The 25,803-nt window shown below is 73.2% G+C and carries 25 protein-coding genes; 16 read left to right on the forward strand and 9 right to left on the reverse strand.

Annotated elements, in window-relative coordinates:
* Positions 1-2 precede the first annotated feature (2 nt).
* The 4 genes from AB0D46_RS15175 to AB0D46_RS15190 form a co-directional block, all read right to left on the reverse strand.
* Complete coding sequence (locus AB0D46_RS15175) at positions 3-815, reverse strand: hypothetical protein (protein ID WP_362877773.1); 813 nt, start codon at positions 813-815, stop codon at positions 3-5.
* Positions 815-2,089, reverse strand: a complete 1,275-nt coding sequence (locus AB0D46_RS15180; RefSeq protein ID WP_362877774.1) for a VWA domain-containing protein — start codon at positions 2,087-2,089, stop codon at positions 815-817. Before AB0D46_RS15180 ends, AB0D46_RS15175 begins: the two co-directional genes overlap by 1 nt.
* Before the next feature lie 92 nt (positions 2,090-2,181).
* Positions 2,182-3,375, reverse strand: a complete 1,194-nt coding sequence (locus AB0D46_RS15185; protein ID WP_362877775.1) for a cytochrome P450 — start codon at positions 3,373-3,375, stop codon at positions 2,182-2,184.
* A gap of 80 nt (positions 3,376-3,455) precedes the next feature.
* Positions 3,456-5,732, reverse strand: coding sequence for an ATP-binding domain-containing protein (locus tag AB0D46_RS15190; protein WP_362877841.1), 2,277 nt, complete (start codon positions 5,730-5,732; stop codon positions 3,456-3,458).
* A 197-nt stretch (positions 5,733-5,929) separates the two neighbouring features.
* Between AB0D46_RS15190 and AB0D46_RS15195 the strand changes: the two genes are divergently transcribed.
* From AB0D46_RS15195 to AB0D46_RS15205, 3 genes are all read left to right on the forward strand, one after another.
* Positions 5,930-7,048: a M20 family metallopeptidase gene (locus AB0D46_RS15195; RefSeq protein ID WP_362877776.1), complete on the forward strand. Its 1,119-nt coding sequence runs from the start codon at positions 5,930-5,932 to the stop codon at positions 7,046-7,048.
* A 184-nt stretch (positions 7,049-7,232) separates the two neighbouring features.
* On the forward strand, positions 7,233-9,092 hold the full coding sequence (locus AB0D46_RS15200) for a galactose oxidase early set domain-containing protein (protein ID WP_362877777.1): 1,860 nt from the start codon (positions 7,233-7,235) through the stop codon (positions 9,090-9,092).
* A gap of 168 nt (positions 9,093-9,260) precedes the next feature.
* Positions 9,261-9,470, forward strand: coding sequence for an acyl-CoA carboxylase subunit epsilon (locus AB0D46_RS15205; protein ID WP_362877842.1), 210 nt, complete (start codon positions 9,261-9,263; stop codon positions 9,468-9,470).
* Positions 9,471-9,484: 14 nt separating this feature from the next.
* Here AB0D46_RS15205 and AB0D46_RS15210 read toward each other — a convergent pair whose 3' ends face one another.
* Entirely contained in the window at positions 9,485-11,116 is a 1,632-nt protein-coding gene (locus AB0D46_RS15210; protein ID WP_362877778.1) for an FAD-dependent monooxygenase, read from the reverse strand.
* 275 nt (positions 11,117-11,391) lie between these two features.
* Here AB0D46_RS15210 and AB0D46_RS15215 point away from each other — a divergent pair, with 275 nt between their 5' ends.
* The 10 genes from AB0D46_RS15215 to AB0D46_RS15260 all read left to right on the forward strand — a co-directional run bounded on the left by AB0D46_RS15215 (position 11,392) and on the right by AB0D46_RS15260 (position 20,668).
* Positions 11,392-12,492, forward strand: a complete 1,101-nt coding sequence (locus tag AB0D46_RS15215) for a SchA/CurD-like domain-containing protein (RefSeq protein WP_362877779.1) — start codon at positions 11,392-11,394, stop codon at positions 12,490-12,492.
* Between the two features lie 99 nt (positions 12,493-12,591).
* Entirely contained in the window at positions 12,592-13,038 is a 447-nt protein-coding gene (locus tag AB0D46_RS15220; RefSeq protein WP_362877780.1) for a cupin domain-containing protein, read from the forward strand.
* Positions 13,035-14,306: a beta-ketoacyl-[acyl-carrier-protein] synthase family protein gene (locus tag AB0D46_RS15225; protein ID WP_362877781.1), complete on the forward strand. Its 1,272-nt coding sequence runs from the start codon at positions 13,035-13,037 to the stop codon at positions 14,304-14,306. The genes AB0D46_RS15220 and AB0D46_RS15225 overlap by 4 nt, the downstream gene beginning before the upstream one ends.
* Positions 14,303-15,562: a beta-ketoacyl synthase N-terminal-like domain-containing protein gene (locus tag AB0D46_RS15230; protein ID WP_362877782.1), complete on the forward strand. Its 1,260-nt coding sequence runs from the start codon at positions 14,303-14,305 to the stop codon at positions 15,560-15,562. The genes AB0D46_RS15225 and AB0D46_RS15230 overlap by 4 nt, the downstream gene beginning before the upstream one ends.
* A 75-nt stretch (positions 15,563-15,637) precedes the next feature.
* Positions 15,638-15,892, forward strand: a complete 255-nt coding sequence (locus AB0D46_RS15235) for an acyl carrier protein (RefSeq protein WP_362877783.1) — start codon at positions 15,638-15,640, stop codon at positions 15,890-15,892.
* A 1-nt stretch (position 15,893) separates the two neighbouring features.
* Positions 15,894-16,376 carry an SRPBCC family protein gene (locus AB0D46_RS15240; RefSeq protein WP_362877784.1) on the forward strand — a complete coding sequence of 161 codons (483 nt, stop codon included), beginning with the start codon at positions 15,894-15,896 and terminating at the stop codon, positions 16,374-16,376.
* 40 nt (positions 16,377-16,416) lie between these two features.
* Positions 16,417-16,749: a TcmI family type II polyketide cyclase gene (locus AB0D46_RS15245; RefSeq protein ID WP_362877785.1), complete on the forward strand. Its 333-nt coding sequence runs from the start codon at positions 16,417-16,419 to the stop codon at positions 16,747-16,749.
* A 371-nt stretch (positions 16,750-17,120) separates the two neighbouring features.
* Positions 17,121-19,235 (forward strand): RICIN domain-containing protein, encoded by a 2,115-nt coding sequence (locus AB0D46_RS15250; protein WP_362877786.1) that lies wholly within the window; start codon positions 17,121-17,123, stop codon positions 19,233-19,235.
* Between the two features lie 155 nt (positions 19,236-19,390).
* Positions 19,391-20,056, forward strand: coding sequence for an LPXTG cell wall anchor domain-containing protein (locus AB0D46_RS15255; RefSeq protein ID WP_362877787.1), 666 nt, complete (start codon positions 19,391-19,393; stop codon positions 20,054-20,056).
* A 102-nt stretch (positions 20,057-20,158) separates the two neighbouring features.
* Positions 20,159-20,668: a DinB family protein gene (locus tag AB0D46_RS15260; protein ID WP_362877788.1), complete on the forward strand. Its 510-nt coding sequence runs from the start codon at positions 20,159-20,161 to the stop codon at positions 20,666-20,668.
* Positions 20,669-21,139: 471 nt separating this feature from the next.
* Here AB0D46_RS15260 and AB0D46_RS15265 read toward each other — a convergent pair whose 3' ends face one another.
* Both AB0D46_RS15265 and AB0D46_RS15270 read right to left on the reverse strand, forming a co-directional pair.
* A complete protein-coding gene (locus AB0D46_RS15265; protein ID WP_362877789.1) occupies positions 21,140-21,589 on the reverse strand; it encodes a hypothetical protein in 450 nt (149 codons plus the stop codon).
* Positions 21,580-21,789, reverse strand: coding sequence for a hypothetical protein (locus tag AB0D46_RS15270; RefSeq protein WP_362877790.1), 210 nt, complete (start codon positions 21,787-21,789; stop codon positions 21,580-21,582). Before AB0D46_RS15270 ends, AB0D46_RS15265 begins: the two co-directional genes overlap by 10 nt.
* A gap of 315 nt (positions 21,790-22,104) precedes the next feature.
* Between AB0D46_RS15270 and AB0D46_RS15275 the strand changes: the two genes are divergently transcribed.
* The gene (locus AB0D46_RS15275; RefSeq protein ID WP_362877791.1) at positions 22,105-22,557 is read left to right on the forward strand and encodes a hypothetical protein; all 453 of its coding nucleotides are present in this window, start codon (positions 22,105-22,107) and stop codon (positions 22,555-22,557) included.
* A gap of 33 nt (positions 22,558-22,590) precedes the next feature.
* Here the strand turns inward: AB0D46_RS15275 and AB0D46_RS15280 are convergent, their stop codons facing one another.
* Positions 22,591-23,001 (reverse strand): organic hydroperoxide resistance protein, encoded by a 411-nt coding sequence (locus tag AB0D46_RS15280; RefSeq protein ID WP_362877792.1) that lies wholly within the window; start codon positions 22,999-23,001, stop codon positions 22,591-22,593.
* Positions 23,002-23,119: 118 nt separating this feature from the next.
* On the opposite strand from AB0D46_RS15280, the gene AB0D46_RS15285 reads away from it, so the two are divergent.
* A complete protein-coding gene (locus AB0D46_RS15285) occupies positions 23,120-23,593 on the forward strand; it encodes a MarR family transcriptional regulator (RefSeq protein ID WP_362877793.1) in 474 nt (157 codons plus the stop codon).
* A gap of 102 nt (positions 23,594-23,695) precedes the next feature.
* Here AB0D46_RS15285 and AB0D46_RS15290 read toward each other — a convergent pair whose 3' ends face one another.
* Positions 23,696-24,142 carry a MarR family transcriptional regulator gene (locus tag AB0D46_RS15290; protein WP_362877794.1) on the reverse strand — a complete coding sequence of 149 codons (447 nt, stop codon included), beginning with the start codon at positions 24,140-24,142 and terminating at the stop codon, positions 23,696-23,698.
* 131 nt (positions 24,143-24,273) lie between these two features.
* On the opposite strand from AB0D46_RS15290, the gene AB0D46_RS15295 reads away from it, so the two are divergent.
* Positions 24,274-25,776 carry an MFS transporter gene (locus AB0D46_RS15295; protein WP_362877795.1) on the forward strand — a complete coding sequence of 501 codons (1,503 nt, stop codon included), beginning with the start codon at positions 24,274-24,276 and terminating at the stop codon, positions 25,774-25,776.
* Positions 25,777-25,803 lie beyond the last annotated feature (27 nt).

The raw sequence follows: 25,803 nt of genomic DNA on the forward strand, positions 1-25,803 counted from the left end.
GCTCAGGCGGCGGGACGGGAGCCCCCGGGGCGGCCCGAGCCCCGGGTGAGGGTGTATCCGAAGACGCCCGCGAGGGCGGCGAGCACCCCGCCGGCGGCCGTCCAGATCCAGCGGTCGGACCACCGGCCGCCGGCCCAGCCGTCCTCGGGCGCGCGCGCCGCGCGCTGCTCCTGCGAGGCGCCGGCGATGCCCGGGACCAGCGGTTCGGCGAGGGTCGCGTCCACGGCCACGGCCCCGCCGACGTCCTTGACGTCGGCCTCCACCTGGGCGCGGACCGGCAGGCCCAGGTCGTCCTGGGGCAGGCCGACGACCGTCAGGCGTACGTAGTAACTGCCCGGGAGGGGGTCGTTGGCCCAGGGTTCCGCGCCGGCGCGGACGGTGCGCAGGGTGCAGGAGAGTTCGGCGGCCCCGGCCTCCTTGACCACCGCCCGGGTCTGCGTCCCGTAGGCGCAGGCCTGGCGGCGGCGCAACCCGTCGTACACGTCCAGCTGCCAGGTGGCCGTGCCGTGCCGCAGCGCGGGCTCGGGCAGGGTCACCGACGCGCGTACGGTGACCTGTTGCCCGGCGTCGGCCGGGAGCACCCAGTAGAGGTAGTCGCCGGTGGAGGCGGCCGCGGTGGCCTTTTGGCCGGGCCGGAAGGCGGTCGCGGTCCGGAAGCCGGTACCGGCCTCGGTCGGGCCGGCGGTGTCGCCGCTCCCGCTCGGGGCGGGGCTGGGCGTCGCGGTCGCCGGTGCCTTCGCCGTGGCCGGGGCGGCGGCACCGACCAGGGCCGGGCCGGCCAGCAGGGCTGTGGTCAAGATACCTGCGGTACGCATCAGTTGGTCCTCCGGACGGATATGCGCCAGCGCGAGATCCAGCCCCGAACGAGGCCCGCGAGCAGGCCGGTGAGGGCGAGCACGGCCAGCGGCCACCAGCCGCGGCCGAGGCCGAAGGCGGCGACGTCGGACGCCTCGTCGGGGCCGTCGACCACGTCGATGGTCAGCTCGACGGGCATGCCCGGTGCGGTCTTGACGGCGGGTCCGGCGGAGAAGGAGTTGCTGACCTGGAGGCAGACGGTTTCGGGCGCGTCGGCGGCGTCGCCGTCGGCGTCGTCCAGGGTGGCCTTGGGGTGGCGCAGGCCCGTGGAGATGACGTCGGTGCGGCCGTCACCGGACTCGGACCCCCGGACGATCTCCCGTCCGTGGACGGTCGTCGCGCGCAGCAGGATCCCGTAGTCGCGGTTGACGGCGCGGTCGGCGCCGATGCTCACGGAGGCGCGCAGTTCCTGTCCGGGGCGGACGTCGACCCGGTACCAGCGGTGCTCGCCGAAGGTCTCCCGGTCGGAGTAGAGGCCGGCCCCGAGCTTCGGGGCTTTCTCGCACCGCTGAGCGCCCTCGGTCGCCACCGGGGTGACGACGGGGTCGGCGGCGCGGTCGACGAGTTGTCTGACCCTGCCGGACAGTTCGGCGGTGTGCTGCACCGAGGTGTAGGTGCCGCCGGTGGCTTCCGCGATGCAGGTCAGCTGGGCGCGGGTCTTGGCGTCCGGGACGAGGCCGAGGGTGTCCACGACGAGGTGGATGCCCTTCGCGGCGATCTCCCGGGCCACTTCGCAGGGGTCGAGCGGGGCGCAGGTGTCCTCGCCGTCGGTGATGAGGACGATCCGGCGGGTGGCGTCGCCGCCCTCCAGGTCCTGGGCCGCGCCGAGCAGGGCGGGGCCGATGGGGGTCCAGCCGGTGGGGGCGAGGGTGGCGACGGCGGTCTTGGCCTCGGTGCGGTTCAGCGGTCCGACGGGGTACAGCTGCGCGGTGTCCTTGCAGCCGAGCGCCTTGTCCTCGCCCGCGTAGCCGGCGCCCAGGGTCCGTATGCCGAGCCGCACGTCCTCGGGGACCGCGTCGAGGACCTCGTTGAAGGCCTGTTTCGCGGCGGCCATCCGGGACTGTCCGTCGATGTCGGTGGCCCGCATCGAACCGCTGACGTCGAGGACGAGTTCGACCTTGGGCGGTTCCTTCCGAGGTCCGTCGGCCGCGGCCGCGGTCGTCGGGAGGAGCCCCGCGCTGAGGGCGACGAGCAGGCCGCAGGCCGCGGCCGCCAGCCGTTTGGTTGTGATCATCGCCGGATCGTAGTGAGGATCCCGCACCGATCCAAAACGGTCCGCGGCGGCCGCCGTTCACCCTGCGCAGGGGGGTGGTGGTCGGGACCGGACTACCAGCGCACGGGGAGGTGGGTCGTCCCGTGCATCAGGATGCCGGGGAGCCATTCGAGGGGGGCGGCGGAGGTGTCACGGGCCAGGTCCGGAAAGCGTTCCAGCAGGCCGCGCAGGGCGATGCGGCCCTCCAGGCGGGCCAGTGGGGCGCCGATGCAGAAGTGCAGGCCGTGGCCGAACGCCAAGTGGCCCTGCGGGGCGCGGTGGATGTCGAATTCGTCGGGCTCCGGGTAGCGGGCGGGGTCGCGGTCGGCTCCGGCCAGGGAGACGAACACCACGGCGCCGGCGGGGATGACGCTTCCGCCGAGCTCCACGTCCCGGGCGGCGTGCCGGTAGGTGGCGTTCTGCACCGGGCCGTCGTAGCGGAGCGTCTCCTCGATGGCGCCGCCCAGCAGGCCGTCGTAGTCGGCGCGGAGGGCGGCCAGTTGGGCCGGGTGGTCGAGCAGGGCCCGCAGGCCGTTGGCGATCAGGTTGACGGTGGTCTCGTGGCCCGCGATGAGCAACAGGAAGGCCATGCCGATCAGTTCGTCGGGGGAGAGCGCGTCGCCGTCCTCGTCGCGGGTGCGGATCAGGGCGCTGAGGAGGTCGTCCCCCGGAGCCTGGGACTTGGCCTCGACGAGCTCCGCGAGGTAGGCGCCCAGTTCCTGTTGGACGGTCGAGTGCGGGTCGGGGGCGACGGGCGCCACGACGGCGTTGGACCACTGGCGGAAGCGCTCGCGGTCCAGGTCGGGTACGCCGAGCAGTTCGCAGATCACGGTCATCGGCAGCGGGAAGGCGAGCGCCTCGATGAGGTCGGCGGACCGTTCGGGGCGGGCGGCCATCGCGTCCAGCAGTTCGTCGGTGATCTGCTGGACGCGCGGGCGCATCGCCTCCACCCGCCGGGCGGTGAACTCCCGTGCCACCAGGCGGCGCAGGCGGGTGTGGTGGGGCGGGTCGGACTCCAACATGTTGGTGCCCGCCGACGTGGCCACGAGCTCCGGGTACCTCCCGGAGGTCCGCCAGTCCTTGAGGAGGTCGGGGTGGTTCAGCGCCCGGCGGGCCTCTTCATGGCCGACGACCAGCCAGTTCGTCTCCGCCACCATGGCCATGCCGCTGACCTCGTGCACCGGCCCGGCGGCGCGCAGCTCGGCGTAGAAGGAGTGGGGGTCGGCGTCGAAGTCCCGCGCGGCGGTCCTGATGTCTACTACAACCATCACGCCACACTACGAGAGCCCCGGCCGCCGAAGGCGCGGGAAACCGGCCACTCCCCCGCATGGCGGTGGCCGGTCGGCGCCTACACCGTCGGTTCCGGGTCGGCCAGGCCCTGCGGGAGCCGGCCGGTGTGGACCACGTCGAGGTGCTGGGTGGCCCGGGTGAGGGCGACGTACAGGTCGCTCGGCTGGAAGTCGGCGGGCTCGACCACGATCACGGTGTCGAACTCCAACCCCTTGGCCTGGCGCGGGTCGAGCAGGACCACCGGCCGGGTCAGGTCCGGCTCCTCCCCCACCCGTACGCCGGGCAGCGCCGCGGCCAGCGCGGCGTGCAGCGGGCGCGGCGCGATCACCGCGAGGCGCCCTTCGGCGGGCCGGGTCGCGCGCAGGGCCTCGGTCACGCCGGCGGTGAGGTCGTCCGTCGCGCGGATCCGGGGCGGTGTTCCCGTGGACCGCACCGAGCGCGGCGGCTCGAAGTCGGGGCGGTGGGCGCGGAGCACGGCGGCGGCGACCTCCATGATCTCGGCGGGCGTACGGTAGTTGACCCCCAGGCGCACCCGCTCCCAGCGGTCGCCGACGTACGGCTCCAGGATCCGCCGCCAAGAGCCGCAGCCCGCTTCGTCACCGGTCTGGGCCGGGTCGCCTACGAGGGTCATGGACCGGGTGGGGCACCGGCGCAGGAGCAGGCGCCACGCCATCTCGGACAGTTCCTGCGCCTCGTCGACGATGACGTGGCCGAAGGCCCACGTCCGGTCGGTGGCGGCGCGTTCGGCCGTGGTGCGGTGGTCTGCCTCCTCCTGTCGTTCCGCCATGCGCTGGGCGTCGATGATGTCGTGGGCGGCGAGGTACTCGTTCTCCGCGTCCTCGAACTCGTAGGAGTCCGAGCCCTGGGAGAGGTCGAGGACGCCCTGGGCGTAGGCGATGCGCTCCAGCCGGTCGCGTTCCTCGGCGGCCCGCCGGGCGGTGTCGTCGAATCCGAGGAGTTCGGCGGCCTCGTCCAGGAGCGGGACGTCGGCGGGGGTCCAGTCGCCCCCGGTGCGTCGGATCAGTTCGGCCTCGTCCGTCGGCAGGTGGGTCGGTTCGGCGAGGAAGTCGGCGATCAGGCCGAGGGGGGTGAGCGGCGGCCAGAGGCTGTCGATGGCCGCGTGGACCTCGGTACTGGTGGCGATCTCCTTGCCGAGCTGCGCGACGTCGTCCGGGCCGAGGAGGTTGGGGCCGCCGTAGGGGTCGGCGCCGAGCCGGTCGGTGAGCTGCGCGGTGAGGGCGTCGATGACGGAGAAGGCGAAGTAGGGGCGGGCGAGGTTGTGCGGCAGGCCGGTGCCGCGGGCCCGGTCGCGGGCTTCGTGGGCGATGGCGCGGTCCAACAGGAGGGTGCCGTAGTCGTCGTGGTCGATCTCCAGGGCGGGCTCGGGGACCACGTCGTTGTCCTCGCCGCTGCCCGCCGGGATCCCCTCGGGCAGGGTCTGGTGGTCCGCGACGACCCGGGCCAGGACCTCCGCCATGGCTGCGCGGCCCTTGACGGCCGCGGCGCCGGGGCGGTCGGTTCCGGTGGCGTGGATCCCGGGGAAGAGGTCGCCGGGAGAGGCGAGGAGCACGCCCGTCTCGCCGAGGGAGGGCAGCACCTCCCCGATGTAGCCGAGGAAGGCGGGGTTCGGCCCGACGATCAGTACGCCGCGCTTGGCGAGGAGTTCCCGGTAGGCGTAGAGGAGGTAGGCGGCGCGGTGCAGGGCGACGGCCGTCTTGCCGGTGCCGGGGCCGCCTTCGACCACCAGGACCCCTTGGTGGGGCGAGCGGATGACGCGGTCCTGCTCGGCCTGGATGGTCCGCACGATGTCGTGCATGCGGCCGGTCCGGGCGGCGTCGAGAGCCGCCAGCAGGACGGCGTCGGCGTCGGCGCCCTCGTGGCCGGTGCGCTCGGTGTCGGAGAGGTCGAGGATCTCGTCGTGCAGGGCGGTGACCGTGCGCCCCCGGGTGGTGATGTGCCGGCGGCGGCGCAGCCCCATGGGGACGTGTCCGGTCGCCAGGTAGAACGGGCGTGCTCTTTCGGCCCGCCAGTCGATGACCAGGGGGGTGCGTTCGGAGTCGTCCTGCCTGATTCCAATGCGGCCGATGTGGTGGTCGCGGCCGTCGGTGAACTCCAGTCGACCGAAACAGAGACCGTGTTCGGCCGAGTTCAGTACGGAAAGCAGCTCGGATTGTTCGGCGACGACGACATCGCGTTCCATGCGGGCCTGGAACCCGTTTCCGCCCTCCTTCAGGGCCGCCCGCAGCGTGCGTTCGGCCTGGTCCCGTCGGTCTTCGAGGAGCGCGTACAGCCGGGTGATGAATTGCTGCTCATTTTCATGTTCCACGTTTGACAATTCCACTCCCGACGCGATACGATGCCACTGCAAAACTCCCTCACGCCTTCGTCGCACATGATGGTGCACCTATTCGCGAAGATGACGTGAAACAATGAATATACGCAGGCACGCACCCCGGACGTCAATTCGTCCGGGGTAATTTTTTGCGCCGCGGGCCCACCGGGCCCCGCGCGGGCCGGCAGTACTCTTGCGGGATGACGACGCAGAACCCGGCCGACGTGAACGTTGACGCGATGATCGAGGACCTCAGGACACTCGTCGAGATCGAGTCCCCCTCCCGCGACACCGACGCGCTGGCGGCGTCGGCCAAAGCGGTCGCCGACCTCCTCGACCGCCGGCTCGGCGGCCAGGCCGTCCTCGTCGAGAGCGAAGCCGGACCCCACGTCCACTGGTCGGGCGGCGGCGCGCCCCGCGTCCTGGTCCTCGGCCACCACGACACCGTGTTCCCCCACGGCACCCTCGCGCGCCGCCCGTTCACCGTCACGGACGGACACGCCACCGGCCCCGGCGTCTTCGACATGCTGGGCGGCCTCGTCCAGGCCGTGCACGGACTGGCCGCGCTGGACGACCTCTCGGGTGTCGAGGTCCTGGTGACCGCCGACGAGGAGGTCGGCTCCCACTCCTCCCGCGCGCTCATCGAGGAACGGGCCCTGGCCTGCGGAGCCGTGCTCGTCTTCGAGGGCGCCGCCGACGGCGGGGGCCTCAAGACCGGACGCAAGGGCTGCGGCACCTTCCGGGTCTCCGTCACGGGCCGCGCCTCGCACGTCGGCCTGGAACCCGCCGCCGGGATCAACGCCCTCGTCGAAGCGGCCCATAAGGTACTGGAGATCGCGGCGCTCGGCCGACCCGAGGTCGGTACGACCGTCACCCCGACCGTCGCCGCCGCCGGGACCCTGGACAACGTCGTACCCGCAGGAGCGACCGTCGTCGTCGACGTGCGGGTCGAGTCGCAGGGCGAGAAGGAGCGGATCGAATCCGCCTTCGCCGCGCTGGCGCCCCACCTCGACGGGGCACTGATCGCCGTCGAGGGCGGTATCGGCCGCCCCCCGATGCCCGAGTCCGCCTCGGCCGAACTCTTCGCGGTGGCGCGGGAGTTGCTGCCGGGCATCGAGGGCATGTCCGTCGGCGGCGGCAGCGACGGCAACTTCACGGCGGCGCTCGGAGTGCCGACGCTCGACGGTCTCGGCGCGGTCGGGGGCGGCGCGCACGCCGACCACGAGTACCTCGTCGTCGACGCCATGCCCGAACGGGCCCGGCTCGTCACCGGACTGGTGAACGCGATCCGGGACGCGCGGGCGGGGCGGCAGGCTTGACGGGCGGCGCACGGGTCCCGGCAGGAGCGGACACCCGAAGCCCCGGGTGAGGGACCCCGCGAAGTGACCTCGCGTCGGACGGGGTGGTTTGTCCCGGTTCTTCTAGCATGGGCGTCCCGTCCCGGCTGTCGCACCGAGGAGAGGCGTGTCCCGAGCACACCGGTCCGCCGCACGATCCGCAGGCGTGTTCCTCTCGGCCCTGGCCGTAGCGGCCACGCTGGCCGTCCCGGCCTCGGCCGACCCCGGCGACCACCGGCTCCCGACGACCCACGACCGTTCCCGTGGCCCCGCGGCGGCTTCGGCGGCTTCGGCGGCTTCGGCAGCCGAACCCGCGGCCGATGAGGTGGCGCTGCTCGGCGAGGAGCACGCCCGCGCCCACGCCGGCCGGCGCGCGGCCGTCCGGGGCGCCGTCGGGTATCCACAGGCCACCCGCACCGCGAGCCTGGAGTCCCTGCGGGAATCGCAGGCGTGGACCAACGCCGGGTTCGAGCCCTCGGCGTCGGGCCGGTTCACGGACTTCTTCCCCTCCCCCGACTTCGGCGTCCACCTCGCCCAGTTGCCGACCGGCAAGGTGCTGCTGTTCTCCTTCGAACGCGTCGAGACCGACCCCACCAAGGAGACCGGCCCCACCGACCGGATCGGCCCGACGAACGCGGGCCGCGCGTTCCTGTGGGACCCGGCCCGGGGAACGGGAGCCCGCGCCTTCAAGGAGGTCCGGCCGCCGACCGTCCTGATGCCCGACGGCACGCACGTCCCGCGCCCCGCGCCGTTCTTCTGCGCCGGGCACGCCTTCCTGCCGAACGGCATGCTCGCGGTGTTCGGCGGCAACACGGGCGGCAAGGGGGGCAGCGGCGCGAAGCTGTCCTTCGTCTTCGACCCCTGGACGGAGACCTGGTACCGCAACCGCGACATGGCCGCGGGCCGCTGGTACCCCTCGGTGGTCACCGGGGCGGACGGCCGCCAGCTCATCATGTCGGGCCAGTCCGAGCGCGGTACGGGCACCCCCACGCCCGTCGTGGAGCGTTTCCCGGCCAAGCGCCTGCCGGTGCCCTGGCGGCCGTACGACATCCCGCTGGACGTCGCCGCCGAGCGGTTCGGCGTCGACGCGCCCTTCCGCAACGACTACCCGCACCTGTTCTCGCTGCGCGACGGCATGGTCTACGGGCTGGGCCGGGACGCCGACCAGCAGTGGTTGTTCGACCCCGTCGCGGAGACCCGCCGCGACCTGCCGCGGCGGCCGGCGGACTTCCGCGGCTACGGCTCCGCGGTACCGCTCCCGGCCGGGTTCCGCGGTCCGGACTCGGTGCTCGTCCTCGGCGGCGACCCGCACGACCCCCACACCTACCGGCTCGCGGGAGGCCGGTGGAACACCGAGGAGCCGAGGGCGTTCGGCCGTACCCAGGACGACACGCTGATCCTCCCGGACGCCACGCTGCTCACGGTCAACGGCGCCCTGAGCACGCGGGACTACGGCAACGGGCCGTTCAACCCGAAGGCCGACCTCAAGTACCGGCAGACGGAACTGCGCGACGCGCGGGGCCACTGGCGGCTCGGACCGGCGCAGCGGCTGCCGCGCGGCTACCACTCGAACGCCCTGGTGATGCCCGACGGCCGGGTCATGGTGACCGGGGACGAGCTCCAGCAGATCGCCAACGACCCCGACATCGGGGACGCGATGGACGGCAGCGTCGAACTCTACGAACCCGCCTACCTGCACCGGGGCCACCGGCCCGCGCTCGACAGGGTGCCCGGCGGCGAGCTGGCCCACGACACGGCGTTCGAGGTGCGCAGCGCGGACGCCGCCTCGGTCCGGCGGGCCGTGCTGTTGGCTCCGACGACGGTGACCCATGCGGTGAACACCAGTCAGCGCCACTTGGAACTGCGTCTCACCGGGGTGCGGGGCGAGGTCGTCGGGCTGCGGACCCCGCCGTCGGCGGCGGACGCGCCGCCCGGCTACTACATGCTGTTCCTGCTCGACGGGCGGGGCGTTCCCAGCGCCGCCAAGTGGGTGAAACTCGGCGTGCGCCAGGACGCCCGGCGCTGACCCCCGTGGCGGTGGCCCGCCACGGCCCCGGCGGCCCGGGCGTGTCGCACGGATGGGTGTGGACGGAGTCCCCCGGCACGACAGGCCGTCGGGGGGCTCGTAGCGTCGTGAGCGTCGGGGCCCCGAGGGCCCGGCCCAGGTGAACTCTCCTGCTGAGAGGCCGTGTCGATGCGAAACGACGCCCCCATATCCAGCCTGCTCCGGGTCCACCGGGGAACCGCCGAACCCGAGGAACTGGCCGCGATCGCGGTCGTGTTCGCCTGTCTCGCGGGGCGGGTCGCCGCACCGCCCGCCGACACCGGGAAGGCCCGGCACCGCCGCCCGCCGCCGCGGCCCACGGGCCACGGATGCTGGTCGGGGTGCTGGGCCTGCGCCTGACTCCTCGCCGTCGGTCAGGACCGCGCGAGCAGGTGCGTCATCGCCTCCAGCAGCGCCGCCCGCGGGTCCGCCGCGGCGCCCTCGGCGCGCCAGGCCACGAACCCGTCCGGGCGTACGAGGACGGCGCCGTCGACCGGCAGCTCGTGCAGCGCGGCCCAGTCGGCCTCGGGTGCCTGGACCAGGTCGGCGTCGGGCGCCGAGCCGATCGTCCAGGCGTCCAGCCGGGCGGACAGCTCGCGCGCCACCTTTGCGGCCGCCTCCTGCCAGGGCGTGCCCGGGGAGCTGAGCAGCACGAACGAGGTCTCGTACAGGTCGAGCGTGGAGATCCGCTCCCCCGCCCGGGTCAGCCACAGGTGCGGTGCGCGGGTGCCGACGTCGCCGGCGAGGCGCATCTTCTCCGGGATGATCGGCCGTGCCCGGTCGCCGCCGATGACGGCGCCCTTCGGGTAGGCGTAGCCCATGGCGGTGGTCAGGACGCCGCTGCCGGGGCCGCCGCCCATGGTGGGGGGCGGTACGTAGCCGGGGTGGCTGTGCTCGGCCGACCGGGCGGAGGCCCGCTCGCTGGTGGCCTTGGCGACCGGCAGGCGCTCGGCCTCGTACGTGTCGAGCAGGTCGGGGCCGGCGGAGCCGTTCAGCACCGCCGCGACCTTCCAGGCGAGGTTGTGCGCGTCCTGGATGCCCGTGTTGGAGCCGAAGGCGCCGGTCGGGGACATCTCGTGCGCGGCGTCGCCGACGACGAAGACGCGGCCGACGCGGTACTGCTCGGCGACCCGTTCGGCGGCGTGCCAGGGGGCCTTTCCGCCGATCTCGACGTCCAGGTCGGGCACGCCGATGGCCTCGCGGATCTGCGCCACGCAGCGCTCCTCCGTGAAGTCCTCCAGGGTTTCGCCGGTCTCCGGGTGCCAGGGGGCGTGGAAGACCCACTGGGTCTCGTTGTCGACCGGCAGCAGGGCGCCGTCCGCGCCGGGGCGCATCAGGTAGCAGACGATGAAGCGCAGGTCACCGAGGAGACCGGCGAGGTTCTCGGACCGGAAGACGATGCTGACGTTGTGGAACAGCTCGCCGTTGCCGCTCTGGCGGATGCCGAGGGCCTCGCGGACGGGGCTGCGCGGGCCGTCCGCGGCGATCAGGTAGTCCGCTCGGACGGTGAGGTGCTCACCGGTGTCGCGGTTCTTGACCAGGGCGGTCACTCCGGTGGCGTCCTGGTCGAAGTTCATCAGTTCGGTGGAGAAGCGCACGTCGGCGCCCTGGGCGCGGCTCTGGGCGGCGAGGACCGGCTCGATGTTGTTCTGGCTGCACAGGCACCAGCCGGTCGGGCTGAAGCGGGCGAGGGCCCCGGAGGGGTCGACCGCCTTGATCAGCCACTTGTGCTCTCCGCCGATCAGCGCGTGGGTCTGCAGGATTCCCTGGTTGGCCTCCAGCGCGGAGGCCTCCTTACGGATGGCGGGCTCGGCTCCCGCCGTCCGGAACAGTTCCATCGTGCGTGCGTTGATCCCTCGTCCGCGGGGGTGGACGGAGGTACCGGAATGCTTTTCGACCAGCAGGTGCCTGATGCCGTGACGGCTCAGGAAAAGCGAGGTGGACAGGCCCACGAGGGAGCCGCCCACGACCAGGACCGGTACGCGAACGTCGGCATGCTCTTCCATCAGCTGCGGGCTCCTGTTTCGTCTTGGGGGCAGTGGTCGTTTTATGCCCCCGATGAGTCCCGATGCCGTGGTGATTCGCCGGTTGTCACCCACTTGATCCGGAGATGTAGCGATCCGTACCCGGCCGGATGACGATGAGCGACAGCGGTGGCTCCCCGGCCCCGCCGTCCCCGATCGCGCGGGGCGCCGGCCCCAAACGACCCGGGCAGTTGCCGCCGATGACGCACGTGAGCGCGTTCGCGCCGGACTCCGGGCCCTCACGAAGGAGTGAGCAGATGACAACCACACTGTCCGAACGGGTGTCGCAGTCGGCCTTCGACGGCTCCATGCTCCGCGTCGTCCTGCTGATGGACCTGCACGAGGGGGTCCAGCAGCAGTTCTTCGAGGCCTACGAGCAACTGCGGCACGACATCGCCTCCGTCCCCGGCCATCTCGGCGACCAGCTCTGCCAGTCGTTCGAGAACCCCGAGCAGTGGCTGATCACCAGCGAGTGGGAGAGCGCCCCGCAGTACCTCGCCTGGGTGAACAGCGAGGAGCACACCGAGCAGGTGCGCCCGCTGGGCGCCTGCGTACGGACGATGCGGCCGATGCAGTTCACCGTCCTGAAGGAGACCGGCCGGCGCTACGACGCCCCCGCCAAGGGCTTCGGCGGCCGGCTCCAGACCACGCCCCGGCTGGGCACGGGCGTCGTGCGCCACGCGCTGACCTTCACGGTGAAGCCGGGCACCGAGGCGAAGGTCGCCGAGATCCTGTCCTCCTACTCCTCGCCGGCCGCGCAGGTCGACGAGCACACCCGGCTGCTGCGCACGTCCCTGTTCATGTACGGCAACCGCGTCGTCCGCGCCGTGGAGGTGCAGGGCGACCTGACGGCGGCGCTGCGCCACGTGGCGAAGCAGCCCGAGATCCGGGCCGTCGAGCAGCAGATGGACCCGTACCTGGAACAGGAGCGGGACCTGACCGACCCGGAGTCGGCCCGGATGTTCTTCATGCGGGCGGCGCTGCCGGCGGTCCACCACGTGGCCGCTTCCCGCCGGGAGCCGCAGGAGGTGCGCCGGCACGCGCTGTTCTACCCGGCCAAGGCCGGCTGCGGCCCGCTGCTGGCCCGCTTCCTGGCCCGGCAGGACGAGGCGGCCGCGCAGCGCCCCACCAACCCGGTGGTGAGCAGCAGCGTCTTCCAGCGCGACGACGTCGTGGTCCGGCTCCTGGACGTCACCGGCCCTTCGGACGGTCGGTTCGCGGCCGGGTTCGGCATCGACGGGCCCCGCAAGGCCGCGGTGCTCCGCCGGCTGCTGGCCGGTGAGCCCGGCGCCGTGCCGGACGGCGCTCCCCACCCCATGGACCTGATCACCGACCGTCGGGCTCCGGCGCCGTCCTGATCCGGACGGGTCGCGGCGTCCGCCGCGCGGCCCCGAGCAGCACGCCCCCACCATCGGCAGCCCACGTTCAGGCTCCGCACCGCCAGGAGGAAGTCAGTCATGACGCAACATCACCCGCGCATCGTCGATCTCAGCGAGACGCAGCCCAACACCAGGCGCGGAGGTGACCTGCGCGCCGTGCTCACGCCGACTTCGGTGGGTTCGACGAGCGGGTTCATGGGGCTGGCCCTGATCGCCCCCGGGGAGTCGATCGCCGAGCACTACCACCCGTACTCCGAGGAGTTCGTGTACGTGGTCAGCGGCTCGCTGGAGGTCGACCTCGACGGGGAGCCGCACCCGCTGCGCGCCGACCAGGGGCTCCTGGTCCCGCTGAACGTGCGGCACCGTTTCCGCAACGTCGGCAGCACCGAGGCCCGGATGGTGTTCCACCTCGGCCCGCTCGCGCCGCGCCCGGAACTGGGGCACGTGGACACCGAGGAGGCTCCGAACCCGGGGGCCACCGCGTGGGCCGAGCGCCCGCCCGAGCGTACGGGTGTGGTCTCTTGACCCGCCGACGGGTGGCCGTCACGGGCGTCGGTGTCGTGGCGCCCGGCGGGATCGGCACCGCCGCCTTCTGGGACCTGCTGTCCAACGGTCGTACGGCGACGCGGGGCATCACCCTCTTCGACCCGGCCGGGTTCCGCTCCCGGATAGCCGCCGAGGTCGACTTCGAGCCGACCGCACACGGCCTGGGCCCCGATGACGCGGCCCGGGCGGACCGGTACATCCAGTTCGCACTGGTCGCCGCCCGCGAGGCGATGGCCGACGCCGGACTGACCCTCGACGGCGAGGGCTCGTGGCGCACCGGGGTCTCCCTGGGCACCGCCGTGGGCGGGACCACCCGTCTGGAGCACGACTACGTCGCCGTCAGCCAGAAGGGCGACTGGTGGGACGTGGACCACCGGCTCGCCTCGCCGTTCCTGCACCGCGCGTTCACTCCCGCCACGCTCGCTTCGGCGGTGGCGGAACAGACCGGGGCGCGCGGACCGGTGCAGACCGTCTCCACGGGGTGCACGTCCGGTCTCGACGCCATCGGGTACGCCGTGCACGCCATCCAGGAGGGCCGGATGGACGTGTGCGTCGCCGGCGCCTCCGACTCCCCCGTCTCGCCGATCACCGTGGCCTGCTTCGACGCGATCAAGGCGACATCGGCGAACAACGACGACCCGGCACACGCGTCGCGGCCGTTCGACGCGGACCGGGACGGTTTCGTGCTCGGTGAGGGCGGCGCGATATTGGTGCTGGAGGAGCTGGAGCACGCCCGGGCCCGCGGTGCGACGGTGTACTGCGAGGTCGGCGGTTACGCCACCTTCGGCAACGCCCACCACATGACGGGGCTGACCCCGGAGGGCCTGGAGATGGCCCGGGCGATCCGGACGGCCCTGGACCAGGCCGAGGTCGACTCCGCGGAGATCGACTACGTCAACGCGCACGGTTCCGGCACCAAGCAGAACGACCGGCACGAGACCGCGGCCGTCAAGCGGGTCCTGGGCGCGCACGCCTACGAGACGCCGATGAGCTCCATCAAGTCGATGGTGGGGCACTCCCTCGGCGCGATCGGAGCGATCGAACTGGCCGCCTGTGTGTTGGCGATGACCCATCACGTGGTGCCGCCGACGGCGAACTACGAGACCCCGGATCCGGAGTGCGATCTGGACTACGTGCCGCGCACGGCCCGCGACCACACCCTGCGCAACGTGCTGTCGGTCGGCAGCGGCTTCGGCGGCTTCCAGTCCGCCGTGGTCCTGACCCAGCCCAAGGAGGTGCGCGCGTGAACAGCCGTACTGCGGAAGCCGACACGTCGGTGGTCGTCACGGGCATCGGAGTCGTCGCGCCCAACGGGATCGGCGCCGATGCCTTCTGGAAGGCCACGCAGTCGGGCGTCAGCGTCCTCGACCGGGTGACCCGCAAGGGGTGCGAGCACCTGCCGCTGCGGGTCGCCGGCGAGGTCCGGGGCTTCGAGCCCGGGTCCCTCGTCGAGGACCGGTTCCTGGTACAGACCGACCGCTTCAGTCACTACGCCCTGGCCGCGGCCGACCTCGCCCTGGAGCACGCCCGGCTCGGCCGGGGCGACTACGAGGACGATCCGTACGCGGTGGGCGTCGTCACCGCCGCGGGTTCGGGCGGCGGCGAGTTCGGGCAGCGCGAGCTGCAACGGCTGTGGGGGCAGGGCCCCCGCTACGTCGGCCCGTACCAGTCCATCGCCTGGTTCTACGCGGCCAGCACCGGCCAGGTCTCCATCCGGCGCGGGTTCAAGGGCCCGTGCGGGGTCGTCGCCTCCGACGAGGCGGGCGGGCTCGACGCCTTCGCCCACGCGGCCCGGCAGATCCGCCGGGGCAGCCGGGCGATGCTGGTCGGCGCGACGGAGGCACCGCTCGCCCCGTACTCGATGGTCTGCCAGCTCGGGTACCCGGGGCTCAGCACCCGGGAGGACCCGGAGCGCGCCTACCGCCCCTTCACCTCGAAGGCGTGCGGGTTCGCCCCGGCGGAGGGCGGCGCGATGTTCGTCGTCGAGGCGGCGGCCGCGGCCGCCGCCCGGGGCGCGACGGTGCGGGCCGTGCTGGCCGGCCACGCCGCGACGTTCACCGGGCCGGGCCGCTGGGAGGAGTCCGCCGAGGGCCTCGCCCACGCGATCCGCGGCGCGCTGGCGGAGGCCGGCGTGGCTCCCGAGGAGGTGGACGTCGTCTTCGCGGACGCCCTGGGCACGCCGGAGGCGGACGCCGCCGAGGTCCGGGCGATCCACGACGCGCTCGGCTCCCACGGGGCCCGCGTGGCCGTGACCGCCCCCAAGACCGGTACCGGACGGGCGTACTGCGCGGCCGGCACCCTCGACGTCGCCGCGGCCGTGATGGCCCTGGAGCACGGCGTCGTACCCCCCACGCCGAACGTCTTCGAGGTCTGCCACGACCTCGACGTCGTGACCGGCGACGCCCGGGTCGCGCCCGTGCGGACCGCGCTCGTACTGAGCCGGGGCCTCATGGGTTCGAACGCGGCGGTCGTCCTCCGAAAAGGGCCCGAATCGCCCGCCTAGGGATCGGGACCCGCCCGTCAGGGCCGCGGCGTCCTCGGCGCGGCACCCCGGAAGCAGGAAAGAGAGAAGGCAGCCATGTCCGACCGACTGACCCTGGAAGAGCTCGCGGCCCTGATGAAGACCGCGGGGATCACCGTCGACCCCTCCGAGATGGCCAGCCGTCCGGAGTCGCGGTTCGACGACTACGGACTCGACTCGCTGGGCCTGCTCGGCATCGTCGGCGAGCTGGAGAACCGGCGCGGGTGGGCCCTGCCCACCGACGCCGACCGCTGCAAGAGCCCCCACGAGTTCCTCGACCTCGTCAACAACAGCCTCATGACCGGAGCCTGACATGCCTGGACACACCGACAACGAGATCCACGTCAACGCGCCCGTCGACGTCGTGTGGGACGTGACGAACGACCTGCCGAACTGGCCGGAGCTGTTCAGCGAGTACGCGTCGATCGAGATCCTGGAGAACGCGGGCGACACCACGCGGTTCCGCCTCGCGATGCACCCGGACGAGAACGGCGTGGTGTGGAGCTGGGTCTCCGAGCGCACCGTCGACCGCGCGGGCCTGACCGTGAAGGCCCGCCGGGTGGAGACCGGACCGTTCGCCCACATGAACATCCACTGGGAGTACGGCGAGGTGCCCGGCGGCGGCACCCGGATGCGCTGGGTGCAGGACTTCGCGATGAAGCCGGACGCGCCCATCGACGACGATGGCATGACCCGGCGGATCAACCACAACTCCCGGATCCAGATGGAACTGATCCGGGACAAGATCGAGCAGGGCCGGCGCGCGGTGCGCACCCCGGCCGCCGACCGGCGCTGAACCGGCGCCCGCAGCCCACCCAGTGGAAGGCAGTCTCCCGATGCACCAAGCCCTCATCGTGGCCCGCATGGCGCCGGGTTCGGCGCCCGACATCGCCGGCCTGTTCGCCGAGTCGGACGCGGGCGAGCTCCCCCACCTGGTGGGGGTCAACCGTCGCAGCCTGTTCCAGTTCGGGGACGTGTACCTGCACCTGATCGAGTCCGACCAGGACCCGGCGCCGGCCATCGCGCGGGTCATGAAGCACCCCGAGTTCGTCGGCCTCAGCGACCGGCTCGCCACGTTCGTCAGTCCGCACGACCCGCAGACCTGGCGCGGCCCCAAGGACGCGATGGCGCACCGGTTCTACCGCTGGGAGCGGGACGCGAGCAGGTAGTCCGTACGGGTGCCCTTGCCGCCGGCGGAACGACCGGGCGGCCTGGGCACCCAGGACGGTGGCCGTGCTTCACCGCTCGTGACCGGGGAGATTCGGCAGGTAGTTTTTACATGAATACCTGACTGAATTCCCGTCAACAAGATTCCGCCTCATATCTCGATTTGATAACGAGATCCCTTTATTGGCCTGGACCATCTGGGCTCAACGCGCGTAACTCCTTCGATTTACAAGCAAGTTGACAGTTCATCAGATTCGATGACCAGGTAACGGATAGATTTCTCGGCCCCCATTCCCGTTTGTCCGAATTCTTCTCGGCGTCCTTCTGGCAAGCTTCCGCGCACCCACCCCCCTCACATCGATTTGAGGTGCGCATGACAGCCAAACGCGCGGGCGGCCGACGCCGCAGACCCCGAGAGGACCGGCCCAAACCCCGCCGACTCATACTCGTCACCGCCGCCGTCGCCGCGGCGGCGGTGATCGCGGGAGGCCTGGCCTGGTCCGGGTTCGGCGACCGGGCCGAGGCGCTCCCGCCCACGGCGGCCGCGGGACCCGCCGCGGACTCCCCCGAGCCGGCCTCCGCACCCGCCCGGGACGCGGAACCCGCCCCCATCGCGGCGAAGCCCGCGAACGAGGGCACTCGCGGAATGGTCTACGACGGCCTGGAGGCGGCGCCCAAGGGCGACACCTGCGCCGGTGTCTACCGCACGGACGCCGGCCTGTGCACCCACGGCCCCGACGCCCCTCCCGGCGGCGTCGACATCAAGAAGGACATCTTGCCGGCCGTCAAGGCGAAGGCCCCGGCCGCCGACCCCGCCGCCCCGGCGGCGGGCGACCCGGCGGCGACGGAAGGCGGCGGGCGTCCTCAGGACGCGCCCGCGGCCGCCGACGCCGGCAGCGCCCAGGCGGCCGCCGCTCCCGCGCCGCCGGCCGCCGGCAGCCAGGCGGTCGCCGCCGGCCCGGCGGGACAGACCGTCCAGTGCGACGGGGACGGCACCACCGGCAACCGCGTGCAGGTCGTGTACGTGCACGCCCCGGGCCAGGACCGCTACGCCGAATACCTCGCCTCGTTCCGCAAGTGGGCCGCCGACGCCGACGTCATCTACTCGGCGAGCGCCAAGGAGACGGGCGGTGTCCGTCACATCCGCTACGTGACGGCCGCCGACTGCACGCCCTCGGTGCTCAGCATCGAACTGCCGCAGTCCGCGCTCTCGGAGTTCAGCGCCACCAACAAGGCGCTCGCCGGCAAGGGACTGGACCGCCGCGACCGCAAGTACATGATCTTCGCGGACGCCAAGGTCTACTGCGGCATCGGCACCTTCAACGGTGACGAGCGGCCCGGCCAGAACAACCTGAGCAACTTCGGCCCCTCCTACGGGCGCACCGACTCGGGCTGTTGGGGCGGCCACACCGCCGCCCACGAACTGGGCCACAACCTGGGCGCGGTCAACAACAGCGCCCCGAACACCAGCCGCGGCGCGCACTGCACCGACGAGTGGGACGTCATGTGCTACTCGGACACGCCGTACTACCCGAAGATGCGCACCGTCTGCGCCAACCAGGCTGCCGAGAACATCCTGGACTGCAACCACGACGACTACTTCCACACCAGTCCGAAGGCGGGCAGTTACCTCGCCAGCCACTGGAACATCGCCGACAACCAGTTCCTGATGCGCGCGGCCGGCGGAGGAGGAGGCGGCACGGACCCCGGTCCGAAGCCGACGCCGACGCCGACCGGCAAGCCCACGCCGACGCAGAAGCCGTCGCCGAGCCCGACGCCGACCGGGAAGCCCACGGGCGGACCGACCGTGACGGCCGGCCAGATCCAGGCCGATTCGGTGGTGCTGAGCTGGCCGAAGACCGAGGGTGCGGCCTGGTACCAGGTCATGCTGAACGGCAAGCACCTCACCTGGGTGCAGTCGACGTCGCTGCGCGTCTACAACCTCCGGCCGGGAACGGCGTACACGGCGGCCGTGTCCGTCCGTGACACGGCCGGGCGGGACAGCGGGGCCGGCAAGGCCGCCTCGTTCCGTACGGCGGACAAGAACGGTGGGGCCATCACCACGCCGGGCGCCCGCTACGTGCTCGGCAACGGCAGCACCGGCATGGCCGCCGAACTGTGGGGCGGCCGGACCGCCGACGGCACCGTCCTCGTCGCCGGGCGCAGCAACGGCTACGCGCAGCAGCAGTGGTACTTCGACGACGCCGGTGACGGGCTGGTCCGCATCCGGTCCGCCGTCTCGGGCAAGTGCCTCCAGCCGGGCGGCGCGCCGGCCGCCGGGATGTGGGTCGCGCAGCAGCCCTGCGGGAGCGCGGGCGCGCAGCGCTGGAAGGTGTCCGCCCGCGACGGCGCGGTGACGGTCTCCGACCCGAGCGGCGGCTTCGCGCTGGCCGTGAGCAACCGGCCCTACTACGGGGACTGGTTGCTCGAACTCCAGCGCGCGGACGGTCGTCCGGCGCAGGTCTGGACGGCCCGCAAGGCGGGCTGAGCACCCTCCGGAACGGGCGGGCGGCCGTACTCCCCTGCGGCCGCCCGCCACCCCGTCCCCCTCTTCGTCCCGCCTCCCCCACGTCCCCCTGACGTTCCTCCCCCCACACGTTCCGCTCCCCTCCCGCTCTCCTCATCCCCTGGAGCACCGTGCCGATGCGACTGCGCGCCGCCGTTTCCCCGACCCTGGCCGGATTCGGCCTCGCCCTGTTGGCCCTCGTCCAGGGCGTGGCCCTCGCCGGGCCCGCCCACGCCCACGGCGACACCCTGAAGGTGGTGGTCACGGGTCAACGCGACGGCCACGTCACCGCCGACGTCACCTGGGAGAACGACGGGGACCCGGTCGACGAGCAGGTCGCCGCCACCGTGAACTCGGTCAGCGCCGACGGCACCCGCACCGAGGGGCCCTGGCGACTGGTCCGCGATCCCGCCAGGCCGGCCGGCTGGACGACCGCCGAATCGCTCCCGCCCGGCACCTGGACCGTGAGCGTCGACACGGGCTTCCCCGCGCTCGGACACGGCCAGGCGGAGGTCGGCGTGCCGGTGGTGGACCCGGCGCCCACGACGGCGGCGTCCGCGCCGGCGCCCGCCCCGGCCTCCGTGCCGGCTCCGACGGTCGCCGGGTCCGCTGGGCCTGCTGTTCCCGCCACGCCCGGGTCGCCCGCGTCGACCGGGCCGTCCGCGCCCGCTCCTTCGGCGGCGCGGTCCGGCTCCGCCGCCGACAACACCGGCTGGTGGACCACGGCCGGTGTCGCGGGCATCGCGCTGGCCGGCGCCGCGGCCGGTGTCCTGCTGCGCCGCCGACGTCGCTCGCTGCGCTGACGGAGTGTCTGCGACGCCGCCGGCCAAGGGCCTTGCATGGTGGTCGCGGCGGCGGCCGCCGGCCCGGCGGTCGCCTGGACGCGACACGGCTGAGGACGGCGCATGAAGGCAACTGAGGTACTCGCGGACGGCTTCGGGCGGGTCCGCGAAGTGGTGCACGAGGTGGTCGAGGGGCTGTCCGCCGAGGAACTCAACGCCCGGCTCGACCCGGAGGCGAACTCGATCACCTGGCTGGTCTGGCACCTGACCCGGGTCCAGGACGACCACCTGGCCGACGCCGCGGGCACCGAGCAGGTGTGGTCGAGCGGGGGCTGGGCCGACCGGTTCGCGCTCGACCTGCCCGCCGACGCGACCGGCTACGGGCACGGCCCGCAGGAGGTGTCGGCGGTCCGGGTGGACTCCGGTGAGCTGCTGCTCGGCTACCACGACGCCGTCCACGAACGGACCCTGAGCCACCTGCGCGGCTTGGCCGCCGCCGATATGGACGGGGTGGTCGACGACCGCTGGGACCCGCCGGTCACCCTGGCGGTCCGGCTGGTCAGCGTCCTGTCCGACGACCTCCAGCACGCGGGTCAGGCCGCCTTCGTCCGCGGAGCCGTCCAACGCCGCTGACGCCTGCGGAGCGCGGCACCCCGGTGAGCGACCCCCCGAAGTCCCGGCCCGTCACGCCCATGCGCCCACCCGGCTCACCGCTCCGCGACGCGGTCCACCCCCTCCGGCCTCCGTCGTCCGCCGGGCCGTCCACGGCCGGCCGGCGGCGGCAGCCGCGCGGCGGGTGCCATCGAGGGGGCGCGGTCGGTAGTCCGGCCGAGGCGTTGACCCGGGCAGCAGGTCGGCGTCGGTCACGTCCCGACGGATCCGCCCGGGCTGCCGGGCGGCGCCCGGCAGCCCGCCCCCGGCCTCGCGCATCACCGCGCACGAGGCGTCCGGTACCGAATCCGGATCGCCGAGCGTGGCCATCGGCGGGGCGGCAAGCCCACGGGCCGGGCCTGGTCAACGGTTTCCCGCACGACGGGCGAGGTTCTCATGGCGCAGGCCACGTCGCCCGGCGGCGCCGGCTGGTCCGAGGACTCCCCGCTCCGGTCAGGGAGCGGACGGGCCGGCGTGGACGCGGCCGGAGCCGGCGGTGAGGTCCAGGGAGTGCGGGGACGCCGGATCGGCGAGGGCGGCGTCGGTCTCGCACCGTCCGGCGTTGCTGCGGCACTCGATGCGGAACCGGGAGGCCGCCGGGACGGTGATGTCCAGGCGCCCGGAGCCCGCGCACCCGGTGACCCGCTCCGGCGGGACCGGGAACTCGACCTCCGCGCGCCCGGAACCCGTACGGATCTCCGCCCGCGCGGACCCCAGCGCGGTGGCGCGCAGCATGCCCGAACCGACGGCGGCGCGCAGGGGGCCGCGCAGCCCGGCCAGGGTGAGGGCGCCGGAGGTGACGTCGGCGTCCACGGCGCCGTCCAAACCGCTGAGGGAGACCCGGCCGGACCCGGCCGACACCTGCACGGGTACGTCCCGGGGGACGGTGACGTTCAGTTCCACCGAGCAGCGGGAGCCGTCCCCCGCGTCCTGCCGGCCCCCGGACAGTGCGGGGTCAGCCGCAAGGTGCCGCCGAGCAGGCTCTCCTCGACGGTCGGAGCCGTCCACGCGTCGGTGAACCGGGCCCGGTAGGCCACGTCACGGTCCGCGGCGGGGGTCACCGTGACGACCGCGCCGCCACCGAGGATCTCCACCGCCGTCACCGGCCGGCCCTCACCACCGCCGTACAGGGTGGCCGATCGCCGCGACGGAGAAGGCCGTGTTGCGCCGGGCCCACGCCGACCAGGGGCTGTGCGCCGCGATCCAGGTGTACGTGCGTCTCGGCGCGCCGCGAAGTGCCATGGTCCGTACGGCAATCGGACACGCGGGGGGTGTTCCCACCGCCCTGGCACCCGGCGGGGGTGTACCTGGCACCACCCCCGGACCGGGCCCGGGTGCCAGTGATCCTCGCCGCGCGCGCCACCGGAGTGGTGGTGTGCCCGGGGGACGGTCCGCCGGACAGGAAGGAGTCCGCGGCCATGGCCCTCGTCACCCCGCAGTTCCCGGCCCGCCCGCAGGGCGGGACCACCGCCCGACGGACGGCGGCGAAGCCGCTCGGGTCGGACCGGCGCACCCGGCGGCTCGCCACGGTGTTCACCGGCGCGGGGCCGGCGTTGCTGCCGTGGATGGTGGTGCTGGCGCGGACCGTGCCGCAGAGCGCGCAGGTGTCGAACTGGTCCACCGCGTGGATCGGCCTCGACGCGGCACTGGCCGCCGGCCTGACGGCGACGGGACTGCTGCTGCGCAAGGGGGACCCGCGGGTGTCGCCGGTGGCGGCGGCGACGGCCGCGCCGCTCACGATGGGCGCCTGGTTCGACGTCACGACCTCGGCCGGTACGAGCGGCCAGGGCGCGGCGCCGGCCCTCGCGGTCGGGGCGGAACTGCCGCTGGCGGTGGCCTGCGCGGCGGTGGCCGCGCGGCGCACCGCCTGACGGACTGCCGAGGGGCCGGGGCCCGGGTGGTGACTACTCGATGACGAGCTCGACGGGGATGTTGCCCCGGGTGGCCTTGGAGTAGGGGCAGACCTCGTGCGCCTGCTTGACCAGCAGGGCGCCGGTCTCGCCCGCGAGGGCTTCGGGGAGCTCGATGCGCAGGGTGACGGCCAGTGCGAAGCCGCTGTCGTCCTGGCCGATGGAGGTCTCCGCCGTGACGGACACGTCGCTCGTGTCGACCTTCGCCTGGCGGCCGACCAGGCCGAGGGCGCTGGCGAAGCACGCGGCGTACCCGGCGGCGAACAACTGCTCGGGGTTGGTGCCCTGCCCGTTGCCACCGAGCGCCGGCGGCATGGCGAGCGCGAGGTCGATCTGGCCGTCGGAGCTGACGGCGCGGCCCTCACGACCGTTGGCGGTGGCGACGGCGGTGTACAGCGCGTTCATCGGGAGGTCCTTTCACAGGGGCGGGGTCGGCGGCCGACCCTCGACCACCACTAGAGCACACAATTAGATTGTGCACAACTCAATAGCCCGCAAGAAGCCTTCCGGTACACTGGCTCCCATGACCGAGCAGCCGACCGATCGCCTCCCCGACCAGGACTTCCTCCGACTGGACGGGCAGATCTGCTTCGCGCTCAACGCCGCGAGCCGCGCCTTCGGCGGGCTCTACCGGGTGGTCCTGAAGGACCTGGGGCTGACCTACCCGCAGTACCTGGTGATGCTGGTGCTCTGGGAGCACGGCACGATGCCGGTCAAGCAGCTCGGACAGCACCTGCGCCTCGATTCGGGCACGCTGTCACCCCTGCTCAAGCGCCTGGAGGCGGCCGGCTTGATCCGGCGCGAGCGCAGCACCGAGGACGAGCGGTCCGTACACGCGGTCCTCACGGACGAGGGCGCCGCACTGCGGGCCCGCGCCGTGGAGGTGCCGCGCCGGATCGCGGCGGCCACGGGGTTCGACCTGGCCGAGATCCGCGACCTCCAAACGCGCCTGGGCCGCTTGACGGCCGCACTCGACGCCGCCGCGCCGCAGGACTGAGGGCGGAGACTGAGGGCTGAGGGCGACCGAACCACCACAGAACGGCGGCCCGACACCCCTGAGCAGAACCGCTCGGGCACCGGGCCGCACGTACGTCCCCCCTCAGGCTCCGGAATCACGTTCCAGGGTCGGGCGCAGCCGCTCCAGCAGGGCGTAGAGCGTCGCGCTCTCCTCGGCGTCCAGTTCGTCGAGCGCGCCGTGCGTGGCCTGCATCTCCTCGCGGACCCGACGGATGACCTCGCGGCCGGCGTCGGTCGCGGCGACGTTCTTCACGCGCCGGTCGGCCGGGGACGGCTCGCGCCGTACCAGGTCGCGGGCCTCCAGCCGGTCGACGATCCCGGTGACGTTCGAGGCGTCGCACACCAGCAGGGCGGCGAGCCCGCGCATCGGTACGGGGCCCTCCAGCTGCGCCAGCACCTTGGCCTGGGTGGAGGTCAGTCCGTGACGCGCGGCCGCCGCCGCGAAGTCACGCCACTGGGCGGTGCCGATCGCAGCGAGCAGCTCCAGCAACTGGAGCTTGGTGGGGCGGGGCGTGGGGGGAGCGCTCATACCCCCGAAGCCTACTCAGTTTCGTTGACATTATCAATTGTTTACTTGACCTCCTTAACTATCCACGTCTACCGTCGACGAAGTACTTGATGACATCAAACATCTTCGTCCTGAAGTAGGTCCTCCCCCTCATGAGCTCCGCCGCATCCGCCCCCGCCGACGCCGGGAAGAGGAACGAGACGGTCATCGTCTTCGCCCTGAGCCTGGCCGCCATGGTCGTGTCGATGATGCAGACCCTGCCCGTCCCGATCCTGGGCCTGATCCGCACCGACCTCGGCACCTCGACCGCCAACGTCAGCTGGGTCACCACCGCCACCCTGCTCTCCGCCGCCGTCTTCACCCCGCTGCTCGGCCGCTTCGGCGACCAGCACGGCAAGAAGCCCACCCTGGTGGCCGTCCTCGGCGTCATGGTCGCCGGATCCGTCGTGGCCGCCCTCGCGACCTCGCTGCCCCTCCTGATCCTGGGACGCGTCCTCCAGGGCGCCGCGACCGCGATCTTCCCGCTGGCCCTGTCGGTGCTCCGGGAGGAGGTCCGGCCGCAGAAGTTGCCGGGCGCCATGGCGCTGGTCAGCGGCACCCTCGCGTTCGGCAGCGGGCTGGCGCTCGTCGCCACCGGCCTGCTGACCTCGGGCGCCGACGCGGACTACCGCAACGCCTTCTGGATGGCCACCGGCTTCGCGACGCTGGCCCTGCTCGCCGTCGTCGTCCTGGTCCCCGCCACCCGCCACAAGACCGGCGGTCGCACCGACTTCCTGGGCGCGCTGACCCTCGGCATCGCCCTGCTGCTGCTCCTGTTGCCCATCTCCCAGGGCCACGAGTGGGGTTGGGCCTCGGCCCGGACGCTGGGCAGCTTCACCGGCGCCGCCGTGATGACGTTGGTGTGGGTACTGACCGAACTCAAGGTGCGCGAACCCCTCGTGGACATGCGGATGTTCGTCCACCGCCCGGTCCTCATGGCCAACCTGGCCGGCATCCTCGTCGGCTTCGGCATGTTCGCGAACTTCCTGGGCGTGTCCTACCTCGTCCAGATGCCGAAGGCGATCACCGGCTACGGCTTCGACGCGTCCATCCTGCGCGCGTCGGTCCAGTTCCTGCTGCCCGGCGCGATCGTCTCCCTGCTGGCCTCCCCCATCGGCGGCCAGTTGGTGCGCCACCGCGGGCCGCGCGTCGCGCTCGGTCTGGCGGCCGCCCTCGGTGCCGTCGGCTTCGGCTGGCTGGCCCTGGACCACGGCCACAGCGCCTCGGTGATCGGCGCCGGCCTCGTCGTCGGCGCGGCCGTCAGCTTCGGCTACGCGGCCATGCCCGCCGTGATCATGGCGAACGTCCCGCACCACCAGAGCGGCATCGCCAACGGCATCAACTCGATCTCCCGCTCGACCGGCAGCGCGATCGGCAGCGCCATCGTCACCACGATCCTGGCCTCGCAGACCATCGAGCACCTCCCGCCGGGCGTCCCCGCCCTGCCGGCGGAGTCCGGTTTCACCCTCACCTTCGGGATCGGGGCCGTCGCCTTCGCGCTGGTCGCCCTGATCAGTTGGCTCGGCCTGGGCGGCGGCCCGGGCCCCCGTGCGGCCGCCGCTCCGGCCGCGGCGCCCGCCCCCGTCAAGGAGGCGCAGCCGGCCGGGGCCGTCTGAGCCCGTGCGCCCCGCGAGGACGCCGCC

Source organism: Streptomyces sp. NPDC048383 (assembly GCF_040651775.1).
Classification (GTDB): domain Bacteria; phylum Actinomycetota; class Actinomycetes; order Streptomycetales; family Streptomycetaceae; genus Streptomyces.

What these genes read in the sequence shown, in the direction of transcription:
- AB0D46_RS15205 (WP_362877842.1), top strand. Translation starts at nt 9,261, where the DNA reads ATGCGAAACGACGCCCCCATATCCAGCCTGCTCCGGGTCCACCGGGGA.
- AB0D46_RS15255 (WP_362877787.1), top strand. Translation starts at nt 19,391, where the DNA reads ATGCGACTGCGCGCCGCCGTTTCCCCGACCCTGGCCGGATTCGGCCTC.
- AB0D46_RS15295 (WP_362877795.1), top strand. Translation starts at nt 24,274, where the DNA reads ATGAGCTCCGCCGCATCCGCCCCCGCCGACGCCGGGAAGAGGAACGAG.
- AB0D46_RS15180 (WP_362877774.1), bottom strand. Translation starts at nt 2,089, where the DNA reads ATGATCACAACCAAACGGCTGGCGGCCGCGGCCTGCGGCCTGCTCGTC.
- AB0D46_RS15220 (WP_362877780.1), top strand. Translation starts at nt 12,592, where the DNA reads ATGACGCAACATCACCCGCGCATCGTCGATCTCAGCGAGACGCAGCCC.
- AB0D46_RS15235 (WP_362877783.1), top strand. Translation starts at nt 15,638, where the DNA reads ATGTCCGACCGACTGACCCTGGAAGAGCTCGCGGCCCTGATGAAGACC.
- AB0D46_RS15185 (WP_362877775.1), bottom strand. Translation starts at nt 3,375, where the DNA reads ATGGTTGTAGTAGACATCAGGACCGCCGCGCGGGACTTCGACGCCGAC.
- AB0D46_RS15285 (WP_362877793.1), top strand. Translation starts at nt 23,120, where the DNA reads ATGACCGAGCAGCCGACCGATCGCCTCCCCGACCAGGACTTCCTCCGA.
- AB0D46_RS15240 (WP_362877784.1), top strand. Translation starts at nt 15,894, where the DNA reads ATGCCTGGACACACCGACAACGAGATCCACGTCAACGCGCCCGTCGAC.
- AB0D46_RS15275 (WP_362877791.1), top strand. Translation starts at nt 22,105, where the DNA reads ATGGCCCTCGTCACCCCGCAGTTCCCGGCCCGCCCGCAGGGCGGGACC.
- AB0D46_RS15250 (WP_362877786.1), top strand. Translation starts at nt 17,121, where the DNA reads ATGACAGCCAAACGCGCGGGCGGCCGACGCCGCAGACCCCGAGAGGAC.
- AB0D46_RS15260 (WP_362877788.1), top strand. Translation starts at nt 20,159, where the DNA reads ATGAAGGCAACTGAGGTACTCGCGGACGGCTTCGGGCGGGTCCGCGAA.
- AB0D46_RS15215 (WP_362877779.1), top strand. Translation starts at nt 11,392, where the DNA reads ATGACAACCACACTGTCCGAACGGGTGTCGCAGTCGGCCTTCGACGGC.
- AB0D46_RS15280 (WP_362877792.1), bottom strand. Translation starts at nt 23,001, where the DNA reads ATGAACGCGCTGTACACCGCCGTCGCCACCGCCAACGGTCGTGAGGGC.
- AB0D46_RS15175 (WP_362877773.1), bottom strand. Translation starts at nt 815, where the DNA reads ATGCGTACCGCAGGTATCTTGACCACAGCCCTGCTGGCCGGCCCGGCC.
- AB0D46_RS15245 (WP_362877785.1), top strand. Translation starts at nt 16,417, where the DNA reads ATGCACCAAGCCCTCATCGTGGCCCGCATGGCGCCGGGTTCGGCGCCC.
- AB0D46_RS15290 (WP_362877794.1), bottom strand. Translation starts at nt 24,142, where the DNA reads ATGAGCGCTCCCCCCACGCCCCGCCCCACCAAGCTCCAGTTGCTGGAG.
- AB0D46_RS15210 (WP_362877778.1), bottom strand. Translation starts at nt 11,116, where the DNA reads ATGGAAGAGCATGCCGACGTTCGCGTACCGGTCCTGGTCGTGGGCGGC.
- AB0D46_RS15195 (WP_362877776.1), top strand. Translation starts at nt 5,930, where the DNA reads ATGACGACGCAGAACCCGGCCGACGTGAACGTTGACGCGATGATCGAG.